This window comes from Edaphocola flava (assembly GCF_004118155.1).
Lineage (GTDB): Bacteria > Bacteroidota > Bacteroidia > Chitinophagales > Chitinophagaceae > Edaphocola > Edaphocola flava.
The window spans coordinates 714,367-737,415 of sequence record NZ_SAIQ01000002.1 but is presented as its reverse complement, the minus strand read 5'-3'; the positions used below and the strand labels follow the sequence as shown (position 1 = coordinate 737,415).

The following is a 23,049-nucleotide window of genomic DNA, read 5'->3' as shown; positions in this document are numbered from 1 at the left end:
AATACATTATAAAAAAAAGTTCAGGAAAAAATCCTGAACTTTTTTTTATTGCAATAAACTTTTATCTCCACCCGGTGTCTTAATATTGCAACCTGAATACTCAACCCCTAAATAATAACATACAATGATGAAAAGAGCCTTACTACCTCTTGCCGCCCTACTCTTATGGACAGGCACCATGAATGCACAGCAGAATAACCGCAACCAGAATCGTCCTGATTATGGCAATCAGAATCGTCCAGACCATAGTAGCCGTCCTAATCCGGATGCGCAATACGGCAGACCATGTAACGGTAATTGCCTGTGTGGCGGACGTCCTGTTAATACCAGATTTGCCATGAGTGACATGGATTTTGCCGATGCACTGACAGAGATCAATAAACAGGCGTTTGACAAGGACAAACTGCGTATGGCCATATTCATCAGCAGCAATAATTACCTGTCTTCTGATCAGATTGCTGCCATCAGCAAGCGGTTCAGCTTTGAAGATGGTAAGGTAGATTTATTGAAAAGTGCTTATGCCAATTGTGTAGACAAGGGAATGTACTTCAAAGCGATAAATACCCTTACATTTTCCGCTAATAAGGATAAGGTATGGGATTATGTCAATGCGACTAATCCTAACCGCTAAGAAGGCGTAACAGCACCGGTTCAGGCAGGTGTTGCCAGAATAAGATACTTACTTTAGTTATAAAAAAAGAAAGCGTGGTATATATACCACGCTTTCTTTTTTGCTTAGGTTATTCGTTCTTATTAACCTAAATAAGATTTCAAGGATCCGCTGTAACGCGCTTTTTGCAGGCGTTTGATCGCTCTTTCTTTGATCTGGCGGATACGCTCTTTAGTAAGGTCGTATTTTTTACCGATTTCTTCGATTGTCGGGCCATTATCGCCTTCCAGTCCGAAGTAAGAAGAGATGATTTCGGCTTCACGAACACTTAATGATTTTAAGATGCGCTGAATCTCTGCTTTCAGAGAATCTTTCATTACATCATCATCGGTATCGCTGCTGCCTTCCAGCAGGTCACCCATAGCCACATCTTCGGCTTCATGTACCGGCGCATCCAGTGAGGTGTGGCGGCTGTTGCTGCTGAAGATATTTGCAATCTCTGTTTCGCTCATTTCCAGGATGCTGGCCAGCTCTTCTGTGCTTGGTTCGCGCTCATGTTCCTGTTCGAAAGCAATATATGCTTTGTTGGCTTTGTTATAAGTACCAATTTTATTTTGAGGCAGACGTACCAGACGTCCCTGCTCTGCTAATGCCTGCAGGATGCTCTGACGAATCCACCATACCGCATAAGAAATGAATTTAAAGCCCTTGGTCTCATCGAAACGTTGTGCCGCTTTGATCAAACCCAGGTTACCTTCATTGATCAGATCACTTAAAGAAAGACCCTGGTGTTGATATTGTTTCGCAACCGATACTACAAAACGTAAGTTGGCTTTCACCAGCTTCTCCAGAGCACGCTGATCCCCCATGTGGATCTTTTGGGCCAGTATAGTCTCCTCTTCCGGAGTGATCATCGAAATACGACTGATCTCCTGAAGATATTTCTCAACGGCCTGCGAATCTCTGTTCGTAATCTGGGTTGCAATCTTGAGTTGTCTCATATTATATAATAGATATTTTTAGAAGTAAAACGCCCGCACATTGTCTCCTGCAATTCCGGGATAAACATACAATCCTAACGATACATTTCAAAGCTTTCATATGAAATTAATATGTTAAATGTTTGTTTGTACATACATTTAATACACCTCAAAAATCGTACCGGAACGGCATCCGACTGTCATGTTTACCTTGGCGGCGCAAAATTAACACAATTTGCAGACATTACCTTGTTAAAAAAGACTATAACTGCCACAAATAAGATTCTTTGAAAAATGAAGCGTAGATCAATCCAAAACATTAACTTTGTCCGAATTTCAAAAAAATCTCAAAATCAATATGCAAGATCTGTATCAACATCCGGATTATTATTTATTAGACGAGTTTTTAACCGATGAACAAAAAGTAATTCGCGATTCGGTAAGGGCATTTGTAAAGAAAGATATCTCCCCAATAATTGAAGATTATGCGCAACGTGCTGCATTTCCAAGCCAGATCATTAAAGGCCTGGGTGAGCAAGGTTGTTTTGGTCCGTTTGTACCGGAAGAGTATGGTGGTCCCGGACTGGATTATATGACCTACGGTATTATGATGCAGGAACTGGAGCGTGGTGACTCCGGCGTTCGTTCTACTGCTTCTGTACAAGGGTCACTGGTTATGTATCCGATCTACACCTACGGTTCTGAAGAGCAAAAGAAAAAATACTTACCTAAACTGGCTTCTGGTGAAATGATGGGCTGTTTCGGGCTTACCGAGCCTGATTTTGGTTCTAATCCTGCCGGTATGCTGACCAACTTTACCGATGCGGGCAGTCACGTGATCCTGAATGGTTCTAAAATGTGGATCTCCAATGCACCATTTGCAGATATCGCTGTAGTATGGGCAAGAAACCCGCAAGGCAAGATCCAGGGTCTGATTGTTGAGCGCGGTATGGAAGGCTTCACTACTCCGGAAACACATGGCAAATGGAGCTTACGTGCTTCTGCTACCGGAGAACTGGTATTTGATAATGTAAAAGTTCCTAAAGAAAATATCCTGCCTGGCGTACAAGGGCTGAAAGGTCCTTTGGGCTGTCTGTCCAGCGCACGCTTTGGTATTGCCTGGGGTGCCCTGGGTGCCGGTATGGACTGTTATGATACAGCACTGCGTTATTCGCAGCAACGTATACAGTTTGACCGCCCTATCGGTGGCTTCCAACTGACACAAAAGAAACTGGCTGAGATGATTACTGAAATCACTAAAGGTCAGTTACTGGTATGGCGCTTAGGCCAGCTGAGAAATGAAGGTCGTGCAACACCGGCGCAAATCTCTATGGCTAAACGCAACAGCTGTGATGTTGCCATCAACATTGCCCGCGAAGCACGCCAGATCTTAGGTGGTATGGGTATCACTGGTGAGTATAGCATTATGCGCCACTCGATGAACCTGGAGTCTGTAATTACTTACGAAGGTACACATGACATCCATCTGCTGATTACCGGACAAGATGTAACCGGTTTAAGCGCATTCAAATAAACACAACAAGTTTATAAAATTATAATGGCCTGCAAAAAAAAATTGCAGGCCATTATAATTTTATAAAATAGGCTTATCATCAGGCCTGGCCTGCATTACCGCTAGTATAAGGCATCTCATATCACGCAAAAGAAAATATTATATTTTTTTATTATTAGAAAATACCCTACCTTTGCAATTCAATAGTAGGTTTCGGCCTTTACTTTAGCTGATTGTATCAATAATTTATTACTGCTCCCGCCTCAGTTCTCGCTTTAAACTACTACATTATCATTTCCGTCATTGGTTATTCAATACACTACTCTGACGAAAGTTAAATAGTAAACAAATAAGGCCTGGCTCATAGGAGAACCAGCGTAATTCATTAATAAAAAAACAATTAATCTAAGCATGGCAGATACTTTTTCAAAAAAGGAAAGAGAGAAGAAAAAAGCAAAGAAAAAACAGGATAAGGCTGAAAAGAAAGAAGACAGAAAAACAAACAACGATAAGGGGAAAAGTCTGGAGGAAATGACTGTGTACCTGGACGAAAACGGTAACCTGACAGATGTTCCACCGGATCAGCAACAAATCAGGAAGCCAGCAGCACAGGATCACAGAAGAAATTTTGACGAAGCGCCAGACGATACAATTTATACAGGAATGGTTTCATTACTGTTTACGGATAAAGACTACGGTTTCATCACTGAAGATAATAGCAGAAATACCGTTTTTGTACACGTAAGTAAGTTCAAGGAGCCTATACAGGAAAAAGACAGAGTGTCATTTTTCAAAAAGAAAACGCCAAACGGATACAGTGCCGTTAACGTGAAAAAAATTAAATAAGAAGTTTACAATTTAAATCAATATAACCATGCAAGAAGGTACAGTTAAGTTCTTCAACGAAACAAAGGGTTTCGGTTTCATTACACCATCTAACGGAAGCGAAGATATCTTCTTTCACTTTAGCGGATTAACCTCTGATGTAAAAGAAAATGACAAAGTAATGTACGACACCCAAAACGGTAAAAAAGGATTAAATGCAGTTAATATAAAATTAGTTTAATATTAGTATTATTTATCCCAAAAAGGAGTAAAGCTTATGGCTTTACTCCTTTTTTATTATGTATCATTTTGTTGTTAAGGGAGATGATCTGATCTTAATTACCCTCATGAATTGCAATGCTTTCATCGCCTGGAATCCCATATACCACTCAAGCCATTTAGAGGGATTATTAGGCTTATGCGGGTGCTTATGATGATTATTACGGATGCCGTGCTGTTAACGTAAAAAAAATTAAATAAGAAATTTATAATTTAAATCAATATAACCATGCAAGAAGGTACAGTTAAGTTCTTCAACGAAACAAAGGGTTTCGGTTTCATTACACCATCTAACGAAAGCGAAGATATCTTCTTTCACTTTAGCGGATTAACCTCTGATGTAAAAGAAAATGACAAAGTAATGTACGACACCCAAAACGGTAAAAAAGGATTAAATGCAGTTAATATAAAATTAGTTTAATATCAGTATCATTAATCCCAAAAAGGAGTAAAGCTTATGGCTTTACTCCTTTTTATTATGTATCATTTTTGTTGTTAAGGGATTATGATCTGATCTTAATTACCCTCATGAATTGCAATGCTTTCATCGCCTGGAATCCCATATCCCATTCAAACCATTTAGAGGCGTTATTGGGCTTATGCGGATGCTTATGATGATTATTATGATAAGCCTCACCCCAGAATACTAAATCGACAGGAAGGATGTTCTTAGAGGTATTGGTCATTTCAAAATTTTCATAGCCAAACTTGTGTGCCCACCAGTTTACAATCATTCCCTGGAAGGAGCCCATTGCAACCGTAACCGGGAATAATAACCATTGCCACCATTCAGTAGCCAGCGACATATAAATTGCAAAATATATTGCTACCCAGCATATGCGTGCAATACCACTGTGGGCGATTTTATCAAATGCCTGCCAGTCCGGGAGATTCTTTTTATACTTTTCCTCCACTACCCTTTTCCCGATATAGATATTAAAATAACTGGTTCTTGTCAGCCACATCATCATAAAAGGATTGGGTTCATTATGTGGTGAGTGCGGATCTTCGGGCTTATCGGTATAGGCATGATGTAATCGGTGCATCAGCCCGTAAGTATAGGCACTGATATAGGAAGAACCCTGTGTGATGAAACAGCCGAAGAAAAATAACCGCTCCCAGCCTTTTGACATCGTAAACATATTATGGGCTGCATAACGATGGTGGAATACGGATTGAAAAAATAGTGAGGTATACCAATGAATGGTAAAGAAGATCAAAAGCGCCATAAAAAAATGTTGTTTTGATAGAATATAAAACAACAGATAGATATGGTGTTTAATAAACTAAATTTTAAGTAATGAATTACAATATATTAACGCAATATAAGAAAAGGTTATTATAAATCAAATGTTATATGTCAGAAACTTATTGCAGTATGGACATATTAAGGTATTACCTTACCAGGAAACCAGTTATTCATAAGCGTAGCTGTCGATGATGCATAACGGTTTATGATCATGAGCCTTGTCTGATCTTCCAGTATACTTACATGTATAAACTCCTTTTTATAATTAAAGGCATGTTTCTGCAATACTGAATACTGCTGCCTCAATGCTGCCAGAATTTCTTTATGATTACGGGATATTATAAATACCTTGGTAACCGGCTCCTGTCTTATCCGATCGGCCTCTGCTATCGAAAAAGGAACGCCAGATCTTTTGTAGGAATAATAGCGATAGGTTTTGTTGATATAATTCAGATCCTGCAGGTCGTCTGCAATAACATACCGGTAGGTCATCAGGTGATCCAGCTCTTTAGTCCAATTGGGAAACTGCCTGTCATAAATCGCTACATACTTACGTACAAAAGCCTCATCTATGGGTTGCTTATCCCTGATATATGTTTTTACTACAGGATAGATCTCTTTTGCCATAGCAGTGATATATTTATTTGCATACCAGTCGTCTTCTTTTATAGTGCCATTCAGTGAATCCATAACATAAGCATTGCCCAGTGCAGTAGCCAGCACTTCGTTCAGGAGCAATAAGGCATACTGACGGTTAGGCGAATTGGTTGCTGCAAACCAACCCTTGATATTTTGCTTCACGTCGAGCGATTGGTTATCATAAATGATATGATATATTTCATGCATAGCAACACTAAAAAAAGACTTATGATCTTTTAGTCCTACAGGTGGTTCACATACGGCAATATTAAGGAATGCACGGGCTCCAAGATTATCCGCTTCCAAAGCTGGCTGTACACATATTTCAAAGGGAACAGCAGGGTCCCATTTTGTATTGTAGAATGCAAGTCCCAGTGTAAGAAAATCAGAAAGTATTCCCTTATCAGCATAGGCCTGCAAGGATTGCTGCTGCAGCGCAAATCTATCTTTATATGGCAGTAGAATAAGTGATCTATAAACCGGAATAAACTGCTGCAATAACTGTGCAAATATCATCAGATCATTAGCCGGTAATATACCTATCGAGCGATTCAGGAATGCCGGTAGTGAGTCACTCAGCACCAGGTTGCGCTCCAGTAAATCACGTGACATGAGGCCGGTTTTCATTGGTTTGGGGAATTGCGGGAAAGCGTAGGCATAATCAATCGGCAATTGTTCAAAACGCCTGAGCCCTTCTCTGTTGGACGCGGTATTGTATGCAGACTGCTCAAAAATTGTCTTCAGTTCATTATCGGGATAATTGTCTGAGATCTTCGTCATAAAATCATATGTGGCATATAATTCCGAAAAACGAACATTAAAATCAATATGCTGCTGACTGCAGGCACTATTCCCGATAAAGCCCACACAAAACAGAATGGTAAAAATTATCCTCATATGCTGTATATAAATAAAGTCTCCAACTAGTGATAGTCAATAGACAAAACGCAAAGTACTTATAAAAAGTATACTTCTCCATAATGCTACTCCGGAAAAACACAAAACCGGTTGCAACTTAACATTACAACCGGTTTTGAGATATACTTATTTTACGATTACATATTTCTTCTGTACTGACCACCCACTTCAAACAGTGCCTGAGTGATCTGGCCCAGGGAGCAGTACTTAACCGTTTCCATCAGCTCTCCGAAGATATTGCCATTTTTGATCGCAATCTCCTGCAGGCGCTTCAGGGCTTCTTCTCCATTGTTACCACTGCGTGTCCACAGGTTCTGAACATTGGCGATCTGGTATTCCTTCTCTTCTGTAGTAGAACGGATTACCTCGGCTGGTATTACCGTTGGCGAACCTTTTGAGCTCAGGAAGGTATTTACCCCGATAATAGGGAACTCACCTGTATGCTTCAGGGTTTCGTAGTACAGGCTTTCTTCCTGTATTTTACCGCGCTGATACATGGTTTCCATCGCACCCAGTACACCGCCACGCTCGGTGATTTTATCAAACTCAGACAATACGGCTGCTTCTACCAGGTCAGTCAGTTCTTCGATGATGAATGAACCCTGTAATGGGTTTTCATTTTTAGCCAGACCTAACTCACGGTTGATGATCAGCTGAATGGCCATAGCACGGCGTACCGATTCTTCGGTAGGCGTAGTGATTGCCTCATCGTACGCATTTGTATGCAGGGAGTTACAGTTATCATAGATCGCATACAGGGCCTGTAAGGTTGTACGGATATCATTAAAGTCGATCTCCTGTGCGTGCAGGGAACGGCCCGATGTCTGGATATGGTATTTCAGCATCTGAGAACGCTCGTTACCACCATATTTGAACTTCATTGCCTTAGACCATATTCTTCTCGCCACACGACCGATCACAGAATATTCCGGATCGATACCGTTGGAGAAGAAGAAAGATAAGTTCGGTGCAAAGTCATCGATATGCATACCGCGGCTCAGGTAGTATTCTACAAACGTGAAACCGTTAGAAAGGGTAAAGGCCAGCTGCGAGATAGGATTGGCACCTGCTTCTGCAATGTGGTATCCGGAGATAGACACAGAGTAGAAGTTGCGCACGCCTTTATCGATAAAGTACTGCTGCACATCACCCATTACGCGCAGAGAAAACTCGGTAGAGAAGATACAGGTATTCTGTGCCTGATCTTCTTTCAGGATATCTGCCTGAACAGTACCACGTACTGCTTTCAGCGTTCTTTCTTTAATATCATTATATACATCGGCCGGTAATACCTGGTCACCGGTTACCCCCAGCAGCATCAGCCCCAAACCGTTATTACCTTCCGGTAATGCGCCTTGTTTACCTTCTGCTTCCTGACCTACACCAACATTGGCACTGTAGTATGGACGAGGTAAGCCTTTTGAAGCATAAATCTCATCGATTTTTGCATTTACATCCGCTTCCAGTCCATTTTCTTTGATATACAGTTCACACTGCTGATCGATCGCTGCATTCATGAAGAAAGCGGTGATCGTCGGTGCCGGGCCATTAATGGTCATAGACACAGAGGTTTTAGGATCAGCCAGGTTAAAGCCGGAATATAGTTTCTTCGCATCATCCAGGGTTGGAATGCTCACACCGGAGTTACCGATTTTACCATAGATATCCGGACGGTGATCAGGATCCTGACCATACAAAGTAACGGAGTCGAATGCGGTACTGAGACGCGCAGCCGGCAGGCCTTTACTTACATAATGAAAACGTTTGTTGGTACGCTCTGGTCCACCCTCTCCGGCAAACATACGGGTAGGATCTTCTCCTTCGCGTTTGAACGGATAGATACCTGCTGCATAAGGAAATTCTCCAGGGAAGTTCTCCAGCAGAGACCATTTCAGGATCTCGCCCCAGGCTTCGAATCTTGGCACAGCCACTTTCGGAATCTGAGAGTGAGACAGGGATTCTGTATGTGTTTTAATTTTCAGTACTTTATCACGTACCTTAAATTCGTAGAATTCATTCTGGTAGTTAGCCTTTTTCGCTTCCCAGTTCTTCAGCAGTTCCATATGCTTAGGATCCAGCTCCAGGTTTACTTTATGATATACTTCCTGCAGTTCTTTGATCAGGCGGTCTCTGTCTTCGATATCGGAAGACTGTAAGGTTTCGATGGTCTTACTGATACCAAACAGTTTCTGTGCTACTTCAGCCTGATCTTTTGCTCTTTTATCATAACCGCGGTTGTTTTCCGCAATCTCGCTCAGGTAGCGGGTACGGGATGGCGGAATGATAAAGATTTTCTCACTCAGTTCGCCAGAAGCAACGAAGTCAGATTTCAGATCAGCACCGGTTTTTGCCACTACAACGTCCATCAGTGCACGATACATACTGTTCGTACCCGGATCGTTGAACTGAGATGCTATGGTACCATAGATCGGCATAGACTCGATGTCTTTGTCGAACAGCTTATGGTTACGCTGGTATTGCTTCTTCACATCTCTCAATGCATCGGCAGCACCACGTTTATCAAACTTATTTACCACTACGATGTCTGCAAAGTCCAGCATGTCGATTTTCTCCAGCTGTGTTGCCGCACCATATTCCGGAGTCATGATATACATGCTCACATCACTGTAATCCGTGATCTGCGTATCACTCTGACCAATACCGGATGTCTCCAGGATCACCAGGTCATACTGAGCAGCTTTCAGGATGTTTACTGCATCTTCGATGTATTTAGATACAGCCAGGTTGCTCTGGCGCGTAGCCATCGAGCGCATATATACTCTTTCGTTGCGGATGGCATTCATACGGATACGGTCACCCAGTAAAGCACCGCCGGTCTTACGTTTAGACGGATCTACAGAGATGATACCGATCGTTTTTTCAGGGAAGTCCAGCAGGAAGCGACGCACGATCTCATCTACAGAAGATGACTTACCCGAACCACCGGTACCGGTAATACCCAGTACAGGCGTTTTACTTTCCGCAGCCAGGCTTTTTACTTTAGCCAGCATGGCCTGCGTTTCCGGCAGTTCGCCATAGTTCTCTGCAGCAGAGATCAGGCGGCCGATATCTTTAGGATTTCTGTCGGTAATATGCCCTACTTCACCATTCAGCTGGTTACCGGTAGGATAATCAGATTTGGTCATCAGGTCGATGATCATCCCCTCCAGACCCATAGCACGGCCATCATCAGGAGAGTAAATTTTATCAATACCGTATGCTTCCAGTTCTCTGATCTCTTCCGGCAGGATTACACCACCACCACCGGCAAATATTTTGATATGTCCGGCCCCTTTTTCATTCAAAAGGTCGTACATGTATTTCAGGTATTCCACGTGACCCCCCTGATAAGAGGTCATCGCAATCGCATTGGCATCTTCCTGTATCGCGCAATCTACTACCTCCTGCACACTTCTGTCATGGCCCAGGTGAATCACCTCAGTACCATTAGACTGCATCACGCGGCGCATGATATTAATAGAAGCATCATGACCGTCAAATAAAGATGCGGCAGTAACAATGCGGATTTTGTTTTTCGGAGTATACGACATAATTCCTTGTAATATATAAATTAAGGTTCCAAAAGTACGAAAAATGGCGCATATAGCGCCATTGGGAACAGAAGTAATATATTCAATTATTGTTTAGTAATATAAACTACCCGGGGATAATCTGATATCATTTCCACAGATGCCGGTTGCTGTATTATTCCATCAATAGTCATCCCCTCATATGCCATCGCCGTGGATCTGGGAGAGCTACCACACTCCCTATCCTGCTCCCAACCGTAAGAACTACTGCCTGGAGTAACTTTTGTAATCAGATGAGTTCTCCCAGCTACAGGAAGGTTTATTTTAAAATCATATTCTTCACTATACACCTTACTGATAGTATAAAAGCCACTATTCTGACTGGCAGCAATAGTATCTCCTTTTCTGTATAAATGCGCAGGATAAATGGTGTCACTTGAAATAAACTCAGTCCAATTCGTTTCTGCTTTATATTTGGAGATTATAACTATACTTATTTCCGTACTGTCATAACCAATAAAAGCTATACCAGGCGGAATTCTATAAACGCCCATTGCACATCCATATTTTTTTTTCTTGCAGGAAGCCAGTAAACAAATTAAAGCAGCACAGAATACTATTTTTTTCACAAAGGCAATTTTAGACTAAAAATAAACATTTGTTTTTAATCGACCAGACCTCTTTATTTTGTCTGGTTATAATATTAAGGATATTACCTTGTTACTTTCATTGAATGTAGACTAAAAAAGTGTTGCGCTCCGGCATAGCTGGCGCGCAACACTAGAAATTATTATTCGTATAAAAAATTAATCCTGATTCTTCAGCTTCACCATAGTCAGGATAGTCGCTACCCCTACCAGTGGCTCATCTGTATCATCCAGCATCTCTACCAGCCATTTTACCACACCACGCTTGATCTTAGACTTAGGATTGTTTTCAGACGGTGTCGTATCATTTGGTAATTTCTGCTTACAGGTAAAGCGGATGTTGATCTTCGCACCCGGATAAACAGGTTTGGTGAAACGCAGGTCATCGATACCATAGTTGAGCAATACAGGATTCATTTCATAGCTGTCTACAAACAAACCCGCAGCAATACTCATAATGAAGTATCCGTGCGCTACCTGCTGGTCAAACATGGTACCTTCAAAATTGGTCTCTACTTTATGCGCGTAGAAGTTATCGCCACTCAGTGCCGCAAATTTATCAATATCCTCACTGGTGATCTCGCGGCTTTCGGTGATCAGCTGATCCCCTACTTTCAATTCTTCGTAATGTTTTTTGAACGGATGAATGCCGTCAATATTTCCTTTAGCACCTTGCTGGTATACATTTGTAATAGCCGTAATAGTTGTAGGTGAGCCCTGGATTGCGGTACGCTGCATAAAGTGCAGGATACCTCTTACACCACCCATTTCTTCACCACCACCGGCACGACCCGGACCACCGTGGATCAGCATAGGCATCGGAGAACCGTGGCCGGTGCTTTCTTTGGCGCAATCGCGGTTCAGCACCAGGATACGGCCGTGCATTGTTGCTGCTTCCAGCGTATATGCTTTGGCAATCTGGTCATCTGCCGTAATGATAGAGCTAACCAGGGAACCTTTACCCATCTGTGCCAGTGCAGCAGCTTCATCAATATCTTTATACGGCATAATAGTACTTACCGGACCAAAGGCCTCGATATCGTGTACTGCCGTTTTATGGAACGGATTATCATTCAGGAATACGATCGGCGGCAGGAAGGCTCCTTTCGCTTTGTCAGCACCCTTCACTTCAAAGTTAGACAGGTCACCGATAATGATGTCCTGGCTTTGTTTCAGCTGTGCGATTTTCTCCAGCACCTCTTCTCTCTGAGACTGACCGGCCAGTGACCCCATGCGTACGCCTTCTACAGAAGGATCGCCGATGGTAGAGCTCGCCAGGCGCTTGCCCAATGCGATCTGTACATCTTCCACCATATGTTCCGGCACCATGATACGGCGTACTGCCGTACATTTCTGACCTGCTTTTGTGGTGATCTCTCTGGCGATCTCTTTAATGAAGATGTCGAACTCCGGCATCTCAGTGGTTACATCTGTACCCAGTACCGAACAGTTCAGGGAGTCGGCCTCCATATTGAACGGAACGGCCTCATCGATCAGGCGCGGATGTGATTTCAGCATTTTGCCGGTAGTCGCAGAACCTGTAAAGGTTACGGTGTCTCCGTTCTGTACATGATCCAGGATACCTCTTGCAGAACCACAGATCAGCTGCAGTGCTCCATCGGGCAGTATACCCGATGCAATAATATCTTTTACAACCGCCTCGGTAAGGAAGGAGGTTAAGGTAGCAGGCTTCACGATCGCCGGAACACCAGCCATCAGGTTAACCGCTATTTTTTCCAGCATACCCCATACCGGGAAGTTGAATGCATTGATATGAATAGCTACACCACGCTTCGGTACCATAATATGATGACCAATGAAGGTACCACCTTTGGAAAGCGGGGCTACATCACCATCTACATAAAACGGCTCGTCCGGAAACTGGCGGCGCAGGGAGGCATTGGCAAACAGGTTACCGATACCACCTTCAATATCTACCCAGCTATCAGCACGCGTAGCACCGGTAAAGGCAGATATTTTATAATAGCTTTCTTTACGATCCAGCAGGTACAAGGCCAGGGCCTTCAGCATTCTGCCACGCTCATGAAAGGTCATTTTTCTCAACTTAGGACTACCCACTTTGCGGGCATAATCCATCATGGCGCCAAAATCCAGCTCTTTACTGTCTGCTACAAACAGTGCATCGCCGGTAATGGCATTATATAAAGTCTCTCCGCTATCGGTTGAGGGTACCCACTGACCGAGCGCGTAATTTTCTAATTTTATTAAAGACATATCAGGGTAATTTTCAATTATTGACCCGCAATTTACAATAAAAACAGCATAAGCAATAGTGCAGCATGCCAATAATTATATAACCTTTCTGAAAATCTGAAGCCGATAACAAATAAAAAATACCTTATCCCATGAAAGGAGTTTATTTTTGCGCCATGCTCAGAAAATCGCTGATCCAAACCTTTATCCTTATACTCCTATCTACACTCAAGAGCCTGGCCGGATACTATTATGACTTTAATACCCGTTGTCAGAAAGCCTATCAGGCCTATACTGCCTTTCGCATTACTGATGCCAACCAGCTCCTGGAAGCAGAATTAAAGGAGCATCCCAACAACCTGATTGCCGTATACCTGTATAGCTATGATGATGCGTTTACTTTATTATTCCGCGGCGATCCAGCAGAACTGAAGCGCAGGAGGAATAACCTGAGCATCCGTATGAATATCCTGGATAAAGGCGATAAAAGCTCACCCTGGTATGCTTATACCAAGGCCACACTCTATTTTCACTGGGCAGCTATTAATATCCGTTTTAATGATATGACGGCGGCAGCCAACCTGTTCCGTAAATCATACAACAACCTGAAAGAGAACCAGGGGCGTTTCCCCAATTTCAAACAGAATAATATACTGCTGGGTGTAGCAGAGGGCATGATCGGTACCATACCGAATAACTATCGATGGATGGTGAACCTGCTGGGTTTCAAAGGTTCGGTGAAGAGTGGAAACACCCGCATCGTCAATTACCTGAATGACAATAGTACAGACTTGCTTAAAGAAGAGACAATTGTTTATTACTGTTATTTCAAATCTATACTATTCAGCGAGCCGGGTACTGCACTCGATTACCTGGATGCCAATAAGATTGATGTCCGCAACAACCAGTTACTTGCCTTTACCAAAGCCAACATAGCCTTAAACAACAACCGCTCCAAAGTGGCGATGAGTGTGCTGAACAATATGAATAAAGGCAGCAGCTATATGGAGGTACCGGCCTTCCAGTTCGAGCTGGGACAGGCGGCTTTATTCAGCCTTGATGATGATTGCATTATTTATTTCAGCCGGTTTCTGAACACGACGAAGAATAATTATTTTATAAAGGAAGCCTATCAGAAAATGAGCCAGTATTACTGGGTTACGGGCAATAAGGCTAAGGCAGATGAATATAAACGTTATTGTCTGCAATATGGCACTGCCATCACGGACGGGGATAAACAGGCCCTGCGCTATGCTAAAAGCCCGGACTACCCTAATGCTGCTTTATTAAAAATACGCTTGCTGTGTGACGGGGGTAATTACCTGAGTGCCAGCCAGGTGATTAAGAATTATGATAAGGCTGATTTCAGCAACATTGCCGATCAGCTGGAGTTTACCTACCGCAATGCACAGATCTATCATGCCCTGGGGCAGCAGCAACTGGCTATTGCCTATTTTCAGGAAACCATACAAATGGGCAGTGAACGCTCTGAGCACTATGCTGCAAGAGCAGCGCTGGAACTGGGCAATATTTATGAAGATATGGGGCAGCGTGCCCTGGCTATAAAAAGGTATAACGAGTGTATCGACATGAAAAATCATGATTATGAAAACTCGCTGGAACAGAAAGCCAAAGCGGCCCTGAACCGTTTAAAATAATCCGTAAGACATAGGGATAATAAAAATTGCGTGCATCGATGATATCAATGCACGCAATTTTTTATAAATAAATGTATGAGATCAGATTAATACAGATCGCAGGTCTCCGTTGTTGTGATGCCCATTTCGGTAGTCACACGGGAAGCGGCTTTACATTTTGAAGCAGCACCACTGCCATTATCTTTGATAGAATATTCTTTTACAGTAGGCTCTGGCAATCCAGGCTTACCGGAATAAGAGATTTCACAACGACAGGTATAATCTTTAATGCAGGAGATAAAACCCAGGCTCAGCAGACCGATACCACAGACAGAGAAGGCAGCACGCAGTAAATGTTTATTCATCATGGCGATTGTTCAAATTTTCTCAAAGATAATATGCGAAATGCAGAAATCAAAATGCATTTATATGCTATTTTCGTACCCATGTACCTTTTCTTTGCCTCCGTATCCGGAAAGCAGTTATAAATAACCCGTATTATCAGCAATTACTACCAGATATTAGAAGTGCCGCCGCAGGCCGATACCGATACGATCAAAAAATCGTTTCGCAGGCTGGCGCACCAGTTTCATCCGGATAAGAATGCGGATAATGCTTTTGCACATACGCATTTCAGCCTGATCAAGGAGGCCTATGAAGTGCTGACGGATGCTGTAAAACGAAAGGAATACGATAAAGAATTATGGCTGCTGCAGCAGAATACAATCCGGTACACCCAGGCAATTACCCCGGAACTGATCCTGGACCGGGTACGTCATGTGGCGGATGCTATTGTGTACAGAAAAACACATCATGTAATAGAAAATCACCTTACCGATTATCTCTGTTCCTTACTGAATGACCATAACATTGCCGTGTTTCAGCAGAAAGCTGGCGAAGAGCAATATGCACAATGCTGTGCCGATGTGCTGGCCTTATGCACCGTGCTGCCAGAGCACCAGTGCAGGATGGTTACCGACCGGTTGACTGCTTTATGTGCGCAACAGGAAACGCAGTTGGAGCGCATACAAGCTTACCTCGATAGCCGTAAACATACCGATCGTTATCAGAAAAATATAGTCTGGATTATACTGGCGATTGCCATACTGTTATGTATTGCAATGTACTGGTACAGCCGTAAGGTGTAGTTACAGATCCATACGGATACGGTAATGCTTGGGCAGGTAATTGTTCATACGATTAGGCATCCATTTACCCCAGCCCAGACCTACTCCTTCGTAAGTAGCCACATGCCATCCCTTATATCCGTCACCGGTGCGTACCGATTCTTTCTTGAGGTAATGTAATGCTTCATCACGGCTTAGAGCAATGCGGGAGACACCCTCCGCAAGGTGTACACTCAGTGCCAGGTCATGCTCCGGCACCAGTTCTTTGAGCATAGTACCCATTGCCGTACCTGCTTTTTTAATATAAAATGCCCCACGCATAGAGTCAACATAAGCCTTGTGTTCGGGATGTACCGCGTAGATCATATCCTGGTGCTGGAAGAGCTCAATATCTGTATTGAAATAAGCCTGCATCTGCTGCTGCAATGCTGCATCCTGCTTCGCTTTGGCTTTTTGTTTGGTACTGCTCTGGTAAAGGCTATCCGTGACCAGCCCGTCATTCTTGCGCAGTACAGCAAGAAAGAAGCCCTCCCCTTTGGCCTTCCAGGGATAGAAACGGTAACCCCAGGCTTTATGCTGTGGTGACTGCGTTTCTGTTACGCCCCATGCGGCATCGCAATCTACACGCAAGGCTGTCATATTCATTTCTGTAACGAGCCAGTCTACAATGCGCTCATTTTCTGCAACAGAATAAGAACAGGTTGCATATATAAGTACCCCGTCTTTCTTTAATGCAGGTAAGGCATCGGCCAGGATGCGCTGCTGACGCTCAGAACAAAGCTGTACATTACTTTCACTCCACTCGTCAATAGCCTGTTCATCCTTCCGCCACAAACCGGAACCACTACAGGGTGCATCCACCAGCATTGCATCAAAGAATCCCGTAGCCCTGCCAAAATCTTTAGGATCATTATTGGTCACCCAGGTATTCATCTGCCCCCAGCGCGTCATATTCTCTACCAGTATAGATGCACGGGTTTGTATTACTTCATTCGATACCAGCAGATCATCAGCCCGGAGCAAAGAGGCCAGCAGTGTGCTTTTACCGCCCGGTGCCGCGCAAAGGTCCAGCACTTTAAGCGGTTGGCTACGCGATACATGTTGCTGAAAAGCCTGCTCTACAAACATGGAAGAGGCTTCCTGCACGTAGTACGCCCCGCCATGAAACAAAGGGTCCAGCGTAAAAGAGGGCCTTTCCGGAAGATAAAGTCCGTTTGCACTCCAGGGCACCCGTTGCATCTCAGGAAATGCAGTAGAAGGCTTCAGCGGATTGAGGCGTACCGATACCGGTGGTGCCTGCTGATGGGCCATTACATAAGCATCCTCATTCCAGTCAGGAGCAGTATCAAAAACATGTTGCGGTAGTGATGTCATAAAATTCCGGGCAATTCATTAAAAGCAAACATTGCATGGCCAAAACCATGCAATGTGCACAAAAATACGATTTAGACGGAAAATGACCGAAGCTTATACAAACAATTGCTGTCCGGGTGCCTCTTTGGCCTGCAGGCGTACCTCGTTGACCCACAGATGGGCTTTACGCGTAGGTTCCGGTATGCGATAACCCCGGAGACTGTTACGGATCAACTGTACGCTTTGCTCCATACTGATATGGTGTCCCGGAGAAACAAATACCGGCTTACAGTTGCGCTTGGTGCGCAGTACTACGCCTATCTGCTCTCCCTGGTGCCAGAGCGGTCGCTGCGACAGCGGTTCATTGTCCGGTTCTTCAAACGTACCGGTAAGCCTGCTTTTGCCACAGCCCAGTGTGGGCACACCAGCCACCAGACCAAAGTGCGTGGCAATACCCAGACGGCGCGGATGAGCAATACCCTGCCCGTCCAGTACCAGCACATCGGGTTTGAGTTCAAGCTGCTGCCAGGCCTTCAACAAAGAAGGCACCTCACGGAAAGCCAGCAAGCCCGATATGTATGGAAATGTTGCCTCTTCTACCACTGCAACGCGCGAAACGACCTGCATCTCAGGATAAGACAGCACAACGATCCCGGCATAAACGGTTGTTTCAAAACGGTTAAAAGAGATATCTGCACCACCAATATATTTAATGTCCCCTTCATAAGGACTCAGGTCGATCTGACTACGCAGCTGTTTTTGCAGCTCCACTGCCTCTGAAGGGCTCATGCGGTCATATAAAGAAGTATGTTCCATAGCTATAATGTAATTTAAGATAAACAGATCTGATCTTTTATGCCGATCTCTTTCAGAAAATAGGCATCATGCGACACTACAATCAGCGTTCCTTTATATTCATTCAGCGCTGCTGTAAGTATAGCCATGTTCTGAATATCAAGGTTATTAGTAGGCTCATCCAGTACAATAATATCCGGCGTCTGCTGTTGTATGGTCAGGCAGCAGAGCAGCATACGCATCTGTTCTCCTCCGCTTAATACGGAGCAAGATTTATGCCAATCCTCCGGGCCAAAGAGAAAACGTTTCAACCGGTTCTTGATTTCATGCTCCTGCAGTCCGGTACGATTATATTGCTGTGCCAGTTCATAAAGACTATCACTGGTCTGTACCAGGCTATACTCCTGGTCTATATAGAGCATGGTATGCGCTGCACGGTACAGCATGCCCTGCTGTGGCTCCAGCGTACCCATAATCATCCGTAACAATGTAGTTTTGCCAGAACCATTAGCACCCGCAATAGCCGTACGGGAACCGCTGACAAGGATAAAGGACAAAGGCTCCTTCCATAAAGGCTGGTCACCAAAACTATGATTGATCTCCCCTGCTTTTAATAATATCTTACCCTGATGTAAATCGGTGGTGGCGAAGCCAATGCGCATATGATCAGGATCGGGCAGATCATTGCGCAGGTCCTGCATATCCTGGCGTATAGACTGTACTTTGTCCGCATGTACATCGCCCATCTTTGCAGTACTCTTCTGTGCACTGTTGCGCAGGGTATTCATCATAATGGTGGGCACTCCGGCTTTTTCCTGCTTTCGTTTACCCCGTGCATCCAGCTTCTGCCTTCGTTCTGCTGCCTGGCGTTCTATCTCTTTTGCCTTACGCAATTCTTTCTCTTTATGATGCACTGCTTGCTGCAGCGCTTCGAGGCCGGTTTGTTTCTGTATTTTATATTCTTCGTAATTGCCACCATACAGGCTTATCCCTTTAGGGCTCAGTTCTACAACCGTATCTAGCAGGTTGAGCAAGGTACGGTCATGGCTTACCACCAGCAGTGTATGACGGGTATTGCGGATGTACTCATATAGCAGATTGCGACTTTCCTGATCCAGGTGATTACTGGGCTCATCCATGAGCACAAAGGAGGCTTCATGTACGGCGATACCAGCCAGAAAGACCTTAGTCTTCTGCCCGCCGCTCAGTTGTGACATAGGTGTATCCAGGCTAAATGCACCCAGGCCCCACTGCTCCAGCGCAGCAGTACATCGCTCTTCTATAGCCCAGTCATCCTGCAGCAGATCAAGGTTTCGTTCACTCATATCTCCGGCTAGTATACTGTGCAATGCTGCAATACGCCCGGCCACGCCCAATGCCCGGGCTATGTCCAGGTCATTAAACTGACCATATACCTGTGGCACATAATAAGGCTGCTCCTGTAACTGTATGCTACCGGCCTGTGATTGCAGTCTGCCCGCAATCAATTGCAATAATGTGGATTTGCCCACGCCGTTATTGCCGACAAGGGCCACTTTCTGCTGTGTGCTGATGCTCATACTGAGCTCATCAAATAATATAGTTTTATCGGAATGCGCGTAAGTAAGTTGTTGTATAACCAACATATCTTTTCGTTTGAATGTGAACAATAGCCAGACTTCCGGCGGAAGCCGGCATTTGATATTGTAACCATAAGAAAAGATAAATTCTACATGTATATCTGCGCTTGAAGAGTAGCAAAGGTACGAATTACACGTTAAGCCAAAAGTTAAAAAAGTTGGAGGGTATCGCGAAGCGATACCCTCCAACTACACATGCTGTATTATTGTTTCACTATTGTTTTATGTTGCACTTTTCCTGATCCGTTATCGATCGTCAGCATATAGTGGCCGCGTGTGAGACCCGGTGCCAGCTGCTGCAGGCGATTATTAATCTCTGCTGTGGCGCCGCGTATATCAGCTACTGATTGTCCCAGTACATTGGTTATGGTCAGGGTCCATACTCCGGTTTGTCCTGCATCCGGAACGTCAAAGTGAAGGACATCTGTAAATGGATTAGGGTAAACACGCACATCAGTTCCCGGAGCGCCATCCAGCACAGTAGTTTGTTTCCAGGCCATAGGACTCATCCAGGGATGCCCTTTATGTACCAGGCTGAAATTGCCCATTTCATCTTCCTGCACAAAAGCAGTATACAGGTAATCACCGGTACTGTTCTTGCTGAGTGCCACCAGGGGTTTGCCACTTGTAGGGGCACTGCTATTAGGAACCTCAAGGTAGTCATTCATGGATACCAGTCCGCCCAGATCATTGATCTGACAGGCTACATAATCTTTCGGACCACCGGCAAAGCCAACAAAATACTGGCTACCCATAGGATGATAGGCTACAGAAGGATTGATTCCGGGTGTAAAACGAGGAGCAGGTCCGCCAACAATACCGTTATTGACTGTCCAGCTGGGATCGGTAGGTAAACTCACCAGGTCTTTGTATGTACGCACATATACCCTATTATCCGTGCGTTCATTCCAGGTGTAGCTCCAGTTTGGTGCTGCAGAAACATCCGGTGCATCCAGCACCAGGTGCGCTTCATCTACAATACCCGAGATACCGGAGGGTTCTATATTAAGATCCGTTAGCCCGGAGAAAGTGCCTGACATCAGGTCATTAAAAGTGGTCATGCCTTCTATAAAAGTGGCTTCTGATAATCCAAGATCAGTGTCTCCCTCATATACCTCTTCACAGGAAGCCCGAATCACCCTGCTGAGATAGGCAAAATGCAGGTATTCAGTACCGCTGCCGGGATCTTTACGGAAAGCGACATCGGCCAGGTTCCCTTTGGTGGAGATAATATTGGTTGGCCCTACGGTAAGAACTCCCGTATTGAAGTCAAATGCTTTGGAAAATAAGGCAGTGTTATTATGTCCCCATACTACAACCGCTTTGGTGGCATCATGGTTTATATCAATACTGATGCGATCAAAGAAAGAACAACCGGTAGAGAGCGCTACCGGCGGGCCTGTAGGCGTAAGGGAGCTTGGATGCACCCAATGGTACATCTGGTAATAATATTGTGCATATGGCCGGCATTCGTCCAGAGAATCACCGCCACAGGGCATAGCATATACGACCATAACATTCTCCTGACAATTGCCATGCATAGCTACTGCAGAGATATTGGCCGCATTGGGCATTGCCACTGCCAGGAGGCCGATATAGCTGCCTGCAGGCTCAATCAGTCCGAGTGAAAAGCCGCCACCATCTGCAGCACTGGCACCGGAGGGGGTCACATACATATCATGCGACCAGGAAGCTACAGAAGCCGTACCGCTCATGTAAGGCGGGGCGTATAGCAATGTAGTGTAAACAGAGGAGGTAAAGAGGTATTTGATATTATTATCCAGGTAGTACATAGGCCCCAGTGGCGGAGCAGGAAAGGTCGTTTCGGTAGAGGTGGAACTGTTGAATACCTGTGCGTGAGCTAAGTGTTGCAGCATCATACTGCACATCAGGAGTGCATAACTACATATGCGGGCATAGTGGGTTTTGAGGGTGCCGGCGGCTACCCTGCGATGGGATGGGTGTGTCATAAACATAGTGTTTAAGGTGATGGATAAGGATTGAAGTATGCATAATCTTTATTAAACAGGTGTAGTAGCCGGAAAATATATGATGTTGGTTTGTATCCGGACTGGTGAAACAATTCATTATTCACAAATATATGATAAATAAAAAATTAATACAATAGCACTATATGACTACACATATACCTCAATATCGTTAGAAAAATTTACTTTTGTGCCCATCCTTTACGGCTACCATATTCAATAAACAGACAGATGTATACTCAATCGAAAGTCAATACCGGAACCCGCATCGGGTCTATGCTTTTAGACCATTTTATCATGAGTGCGGCGGCGATGATCCTTACCCTGCCGGCTGTGTTTATGATTTTTTTTTCGGCCTTTAATACTGCCCATCCCACACCAGGATTTGGTATTTCCGGCCCTTCATTTTACGTTTCCCTTATCGGCTTTGCTTTCTACTTTTGTAAAGATGTATTCCAGGGAAGAAGTCCGGGGAAGAGAATAACTAAGTTGCAGATTGTGCACTATAAAACCGGTGCGATTGCCAGTCCTCTGAGGACGGTTGTGCGCAACCTGTTTTGCATCATCTGGCCTGTAGAAGTGATCATTACTTTAATCAATCCGGGCCGAAGACTTGGTGATCTTGTTGCCGGAACTAAGGTGGTCAATTACGATCCGGCGCAGCATCCCAAATCCAGAACGAAACTGCCTCAACTACTCCTGTCCCTGTTACTGGCATATGGATTTATGCTGGCCATTGCTATGCCATTCCGCACATTTATGGGCAATATCGGAAAAGCTCCTTATATCGAGCAGAGCTATAACGAACAAACCAGCAAAGCGCTGGAAGCAGTGTTTGCCGATAGTCTGGGCGACAAGATGAGCACAACGGTACGCATTTACGATAAAACTACAGGCAGCAACCTGAAGTATATTTACATTGTGCATCAGCTCAAACAGAATGAGCTGGAAGATGATGAACACTTGCAGCAGCTCCGTACGGTTACCCATACATTACTGAATACAGTGTACCCGGATAAAATATTTACCGGACAGGAAATGTTCCTGTATAAAGACAATTATTCTTTTAAGAGTGTAGCACAAAATATAGGCAATAACAGTAATTAAGACACCCTCAATTACCAAA

General features: G+C 44.2%; 19 protein-coding genes. 8 read left to right on the top strand and 11 right to left on the bottom strand.

The genetic code is table 11. The annotated features are described in order from the left end of the window. The first annotated feature begins 124 nt into the window (after nucleotides 1-124). Complete coding sequence (locus EMP01_RS09405; RefSeq protein WP_129021251.1) at nucleotides 125-631, top strand: DUF4476 domain-containing protein; 507 nt, start codon at nucleotides 125-127, stop codon at nucleotides 629-631. 122 nt (nucleotides 632-753) lie between these two features. Here EMP01_RS09405 and EMP01_RS09400 read toward each other — a convergent pair whose 3' ends face one another. Beyond that, nucleotides 754-1,611, bottom strand: a complete 858-nt coding sequence (locus tag EMP01_RS09400; RefSeq protein WP_124634262.1) for a sigma-70 family RNA polymerase sigma factor — start codon at nucleotides 1,609-1,611, stop codon at nucleotides 754-756. A gap of 337 nt (nucleotides 1,612-1,948) precedes the next feature. Here EMP01_RS09400 and EMP01_RS09395 point away from each other — a divergent pair, with 337 nt between their 5' ends. The 4 genes from EMP01_RS09395 to EMP01_RS09380 all read left to right on the top strand — a co-directional run bounded on the left by EMP01_RS09395 (nucleotide 1,949) and on the right by EMP01_RS09380 (nucleotide 4,628). After that, nucleotides 1,949-3,124, top strand: coding sequence for an acyl-CoA dehydrogenase family protein (locus EMP01_RS09395; protein WP_129021250.1), 1,176 nt, complete (start codon nucleotides 1,949-1,951; stop codon nucleotides 3,122-3,124). 390 nt (nucleotides 3,125-3,514) lie between these two features. Then, on the top strand, nucleotides 3,515-3,949 hold the full coding sequence (locus EMP01_RS09390; RefSeq protein ID WP_129021249.1) for a cold-shock protein: 435 nt from the start codon (nucleotides 3,515-3,517) through the stop codon (nucleotides 3,947-3,949). Nucleotides 3,950-3,977: 28 nt separating this feature from the next. Next, a complete protein-coding gene (locus EMP01_RS09385; protein WP_129021248.1) occupies nucleotides 3,978-4,169 on the top strand; it encodes a cold-shock protein in 192 nt (63 codons plus the stop codon). 267 nt (nucleotides 4,170-4,436) lie between these two features. Beyond that, nucleotides 4,437-4,628 (top strand): cold-shock protein, encoded by a 192-nt coding sequence (locus EMP01_RS09380; protein WP_129021247.1) that lies wholly within the window; start codon nucleotides 4,437-4,439, stop codon nucleotides 4,626-4,628. 82 nt (nucleotides 4,629-4,710) lie between these two features. Here EMP01_RS09380 and EMP01_RS09375 read toward each other — a convergent pair whose 3' ends face one another. From EMP01_RS09375 to paaZ, 5 genes are all read right to left on the bottom strand, one after another. Continuing rightward, nucleotides 4,711-5,436 (bottom strand): fatty acid desaturase, encoded by a 726-nt coding sequence (locus EMP01_RS09375; protein WP_129021246.1) that lies wholly within the window; start codon nucleotides 5,434-5,436, stop codon nucleotides 4,711-4,713. A 158-nt stretch (nucleotides 5,437-5,594) separates the two neighbouring features. Then, nucleotides 5,595-6,992, bottom strand: coding sequence for a hypothetical protein (locus EMP01_RS09370; RefSeq protein ID WP_129021245.1), 1,398 nt, complete (start codon nucleotides 6,990-6,992; stop codon nucleotides 5,595-5,597). Between the two features lie 158 nt (nucleotides 6,993-7,150). Then, nucleotides 7,151-10,564: a methylmalonyl-CoA mutase family protein gene (locus EMP01_RS09365; RefSeq protein ID WP_129021244.1), complete on the bottom strand. Its 3,414-nt coding sequence runs from the start codon at nucleotides 10,562-10,564 to the stop codon at nucleotides 7,151-7,153. A gap of 86 nt (nucleotides 10,565-10,650) precedes the next feature. Further along, complete coding sequence (locus EMP01_RS09360) at nucleotides 10,651-11,172, bottom strand: hypothetical protein (RefSeq protein ID WP_129021243.1); 522 nt, start codon at nucleotides 11,170-11,172, stop codon at nucleotides 10,651-10,653. Nucleotides 11,173-11,349: 177 nt separating this feature from the next. Then, nucleotides 11,350-13,425 carry a phenylacetic acid degradation bifunctional protein PaaZ gene (gene paaZ / locus EMP01_RS09355; protein ID WP_129021242.1) on the bottom strand — a complete coding sequence of 692 codons (2,076 nt, stop codon included), beginning with the start codon at nucleotides 13,423-13,425 and terminating at the stop codon, nucleotides 11,350-11,352. Nucleotides 13,426-13,556: 131 nt separating this feature from the next. Between paaZ and EMP01_RS09350 the strand changes: the two genes are divergently transcribed. Beyond that, on the top strand, nucleotides 13,557-15,062 hold the full coding sequence (locus EMP01_RS09350; RefSeq protein ID WP_129021241.1) for a tetratricopeptide repeat protein: 1,506 nt from the start codon (nucleotides 13,557-13,559) through the stop codon (nucleotides 15,060-15,062). An 86-nt stretch (nucleotides 15,063-15,148) separates the two neighbouring features. Here the strand turns inward: EMP01_RS09350 and EMP01_RS09345 are convergent, their stop codons facing one another. After that, nucleotides 15,149-15,409: a hypothetical protein gene (locus EMP01_RS09345; protein ID WP_129021240.1), complete on the bottom strand. Its 261-nt coding sequence runs from the start codon at nucleotides 15,407-15,409 to the stop codon at nucleotides 15,149-15,151. A 120-nt stretch (nucleotides 15,410-15,529) separates the two neighbouring features. On the opposite strand from EMP01_RS09345, the gene EMP01_RS09340 reads away from it, so the two are divergent. After that, entirely contained in the window at nucleotides 15,530-16,189 is a 660-nt protein-coding gene (locus EMP01_RS09340) for a J domain-containing protein (RefSeq protein WP_129021239.1), read from the top strand. Here EMP01_RS09340 and EMP01_RS09335 read toward each other — a convergent pair whose 3' ends face one another. The 4 genes from EMP01_RS09335 to EMP01_RS09320 all read right to left on the bottom strand — a co-directional run bounded on the left by EMP01_RS09335 (nucleotide 16,190) and on the right by EMP01_RS09320 (nucleotide 21,905). Beyond that, on the bottom strand, nucleotides 16,190-17,542 hold the full coding sequence (locus EMP01_RS09335; protein ID WP_129021238.1) for a methyltransferase RsmF C-terminal domain-like protein: 1,353 nt from the start codon (nucleotides 17,540-17,542) through the stop codon (nucleotides 16,190-16,192). Nucleotides 17,543-17,635: 93 nt separating this feature from the next. Then, the gene (gene nfi, locus EMP01_RS09330) at nucleotides 17,636-18,337 is read right to left on the bottom strand and encodes a deoxyribonuclease V (RefSeq protein WP_129021237.1); all 702 of its coding nucleotides are present in this window, start codon (nucleotides 18,335-18,337) and stop codon (nucleotides 17,636-17,638) included. 14 nt (nucleotides 18,338-18,351) lie between these two features. Beyond that, nucleotides 18,352-19,941 carry a ribosomal protection-like ABC-F family protein gene (gene abc-f, locus EMP01_RS09325; RefSeq protein WP_129021236.1) on the bottom strand — a complete coding sequence of 530 codons (1,590 nt, stop codon included), beginning with the start codon at nucleotides 19,939-19,941 and terminating at the stop codon, nucleotides 18,352-18,354. A gap of 197 nt (nucleotides 19,942-20,138) precedes the next feature. After that, a complete protein-coding gene (locus EMP01_RS09320; protein ID WP_161971294.1) occupies nucleotides 20,139-21,905 on the bottom strand; it encodes a T9SS type A sorting domain-containing protein in 1,767 nt (588 codons plus the stop codon). A 249-nt stretch (nucleotides 21,906-22,154) separates the two neighbouring features. On the opposite strand from EMP01_RS09320, the gene EMP01_RS09315 reads away from it, so the two are divergent. After that, nucleotides 22,155-23,030 (top strand): RDD family protein, encoded by an 876-nt coding sequence (locus EMP01_RS09315; RefSeq protein ID WP_129021234.1) that lies wholly within the window; start codon nucleotides 22,155-22,157, stop codon nucleotides 23,028-23,030. The last annotated feature ends 19 nt before the right edge of the window (nucleotides 23,031-23,049 follow it).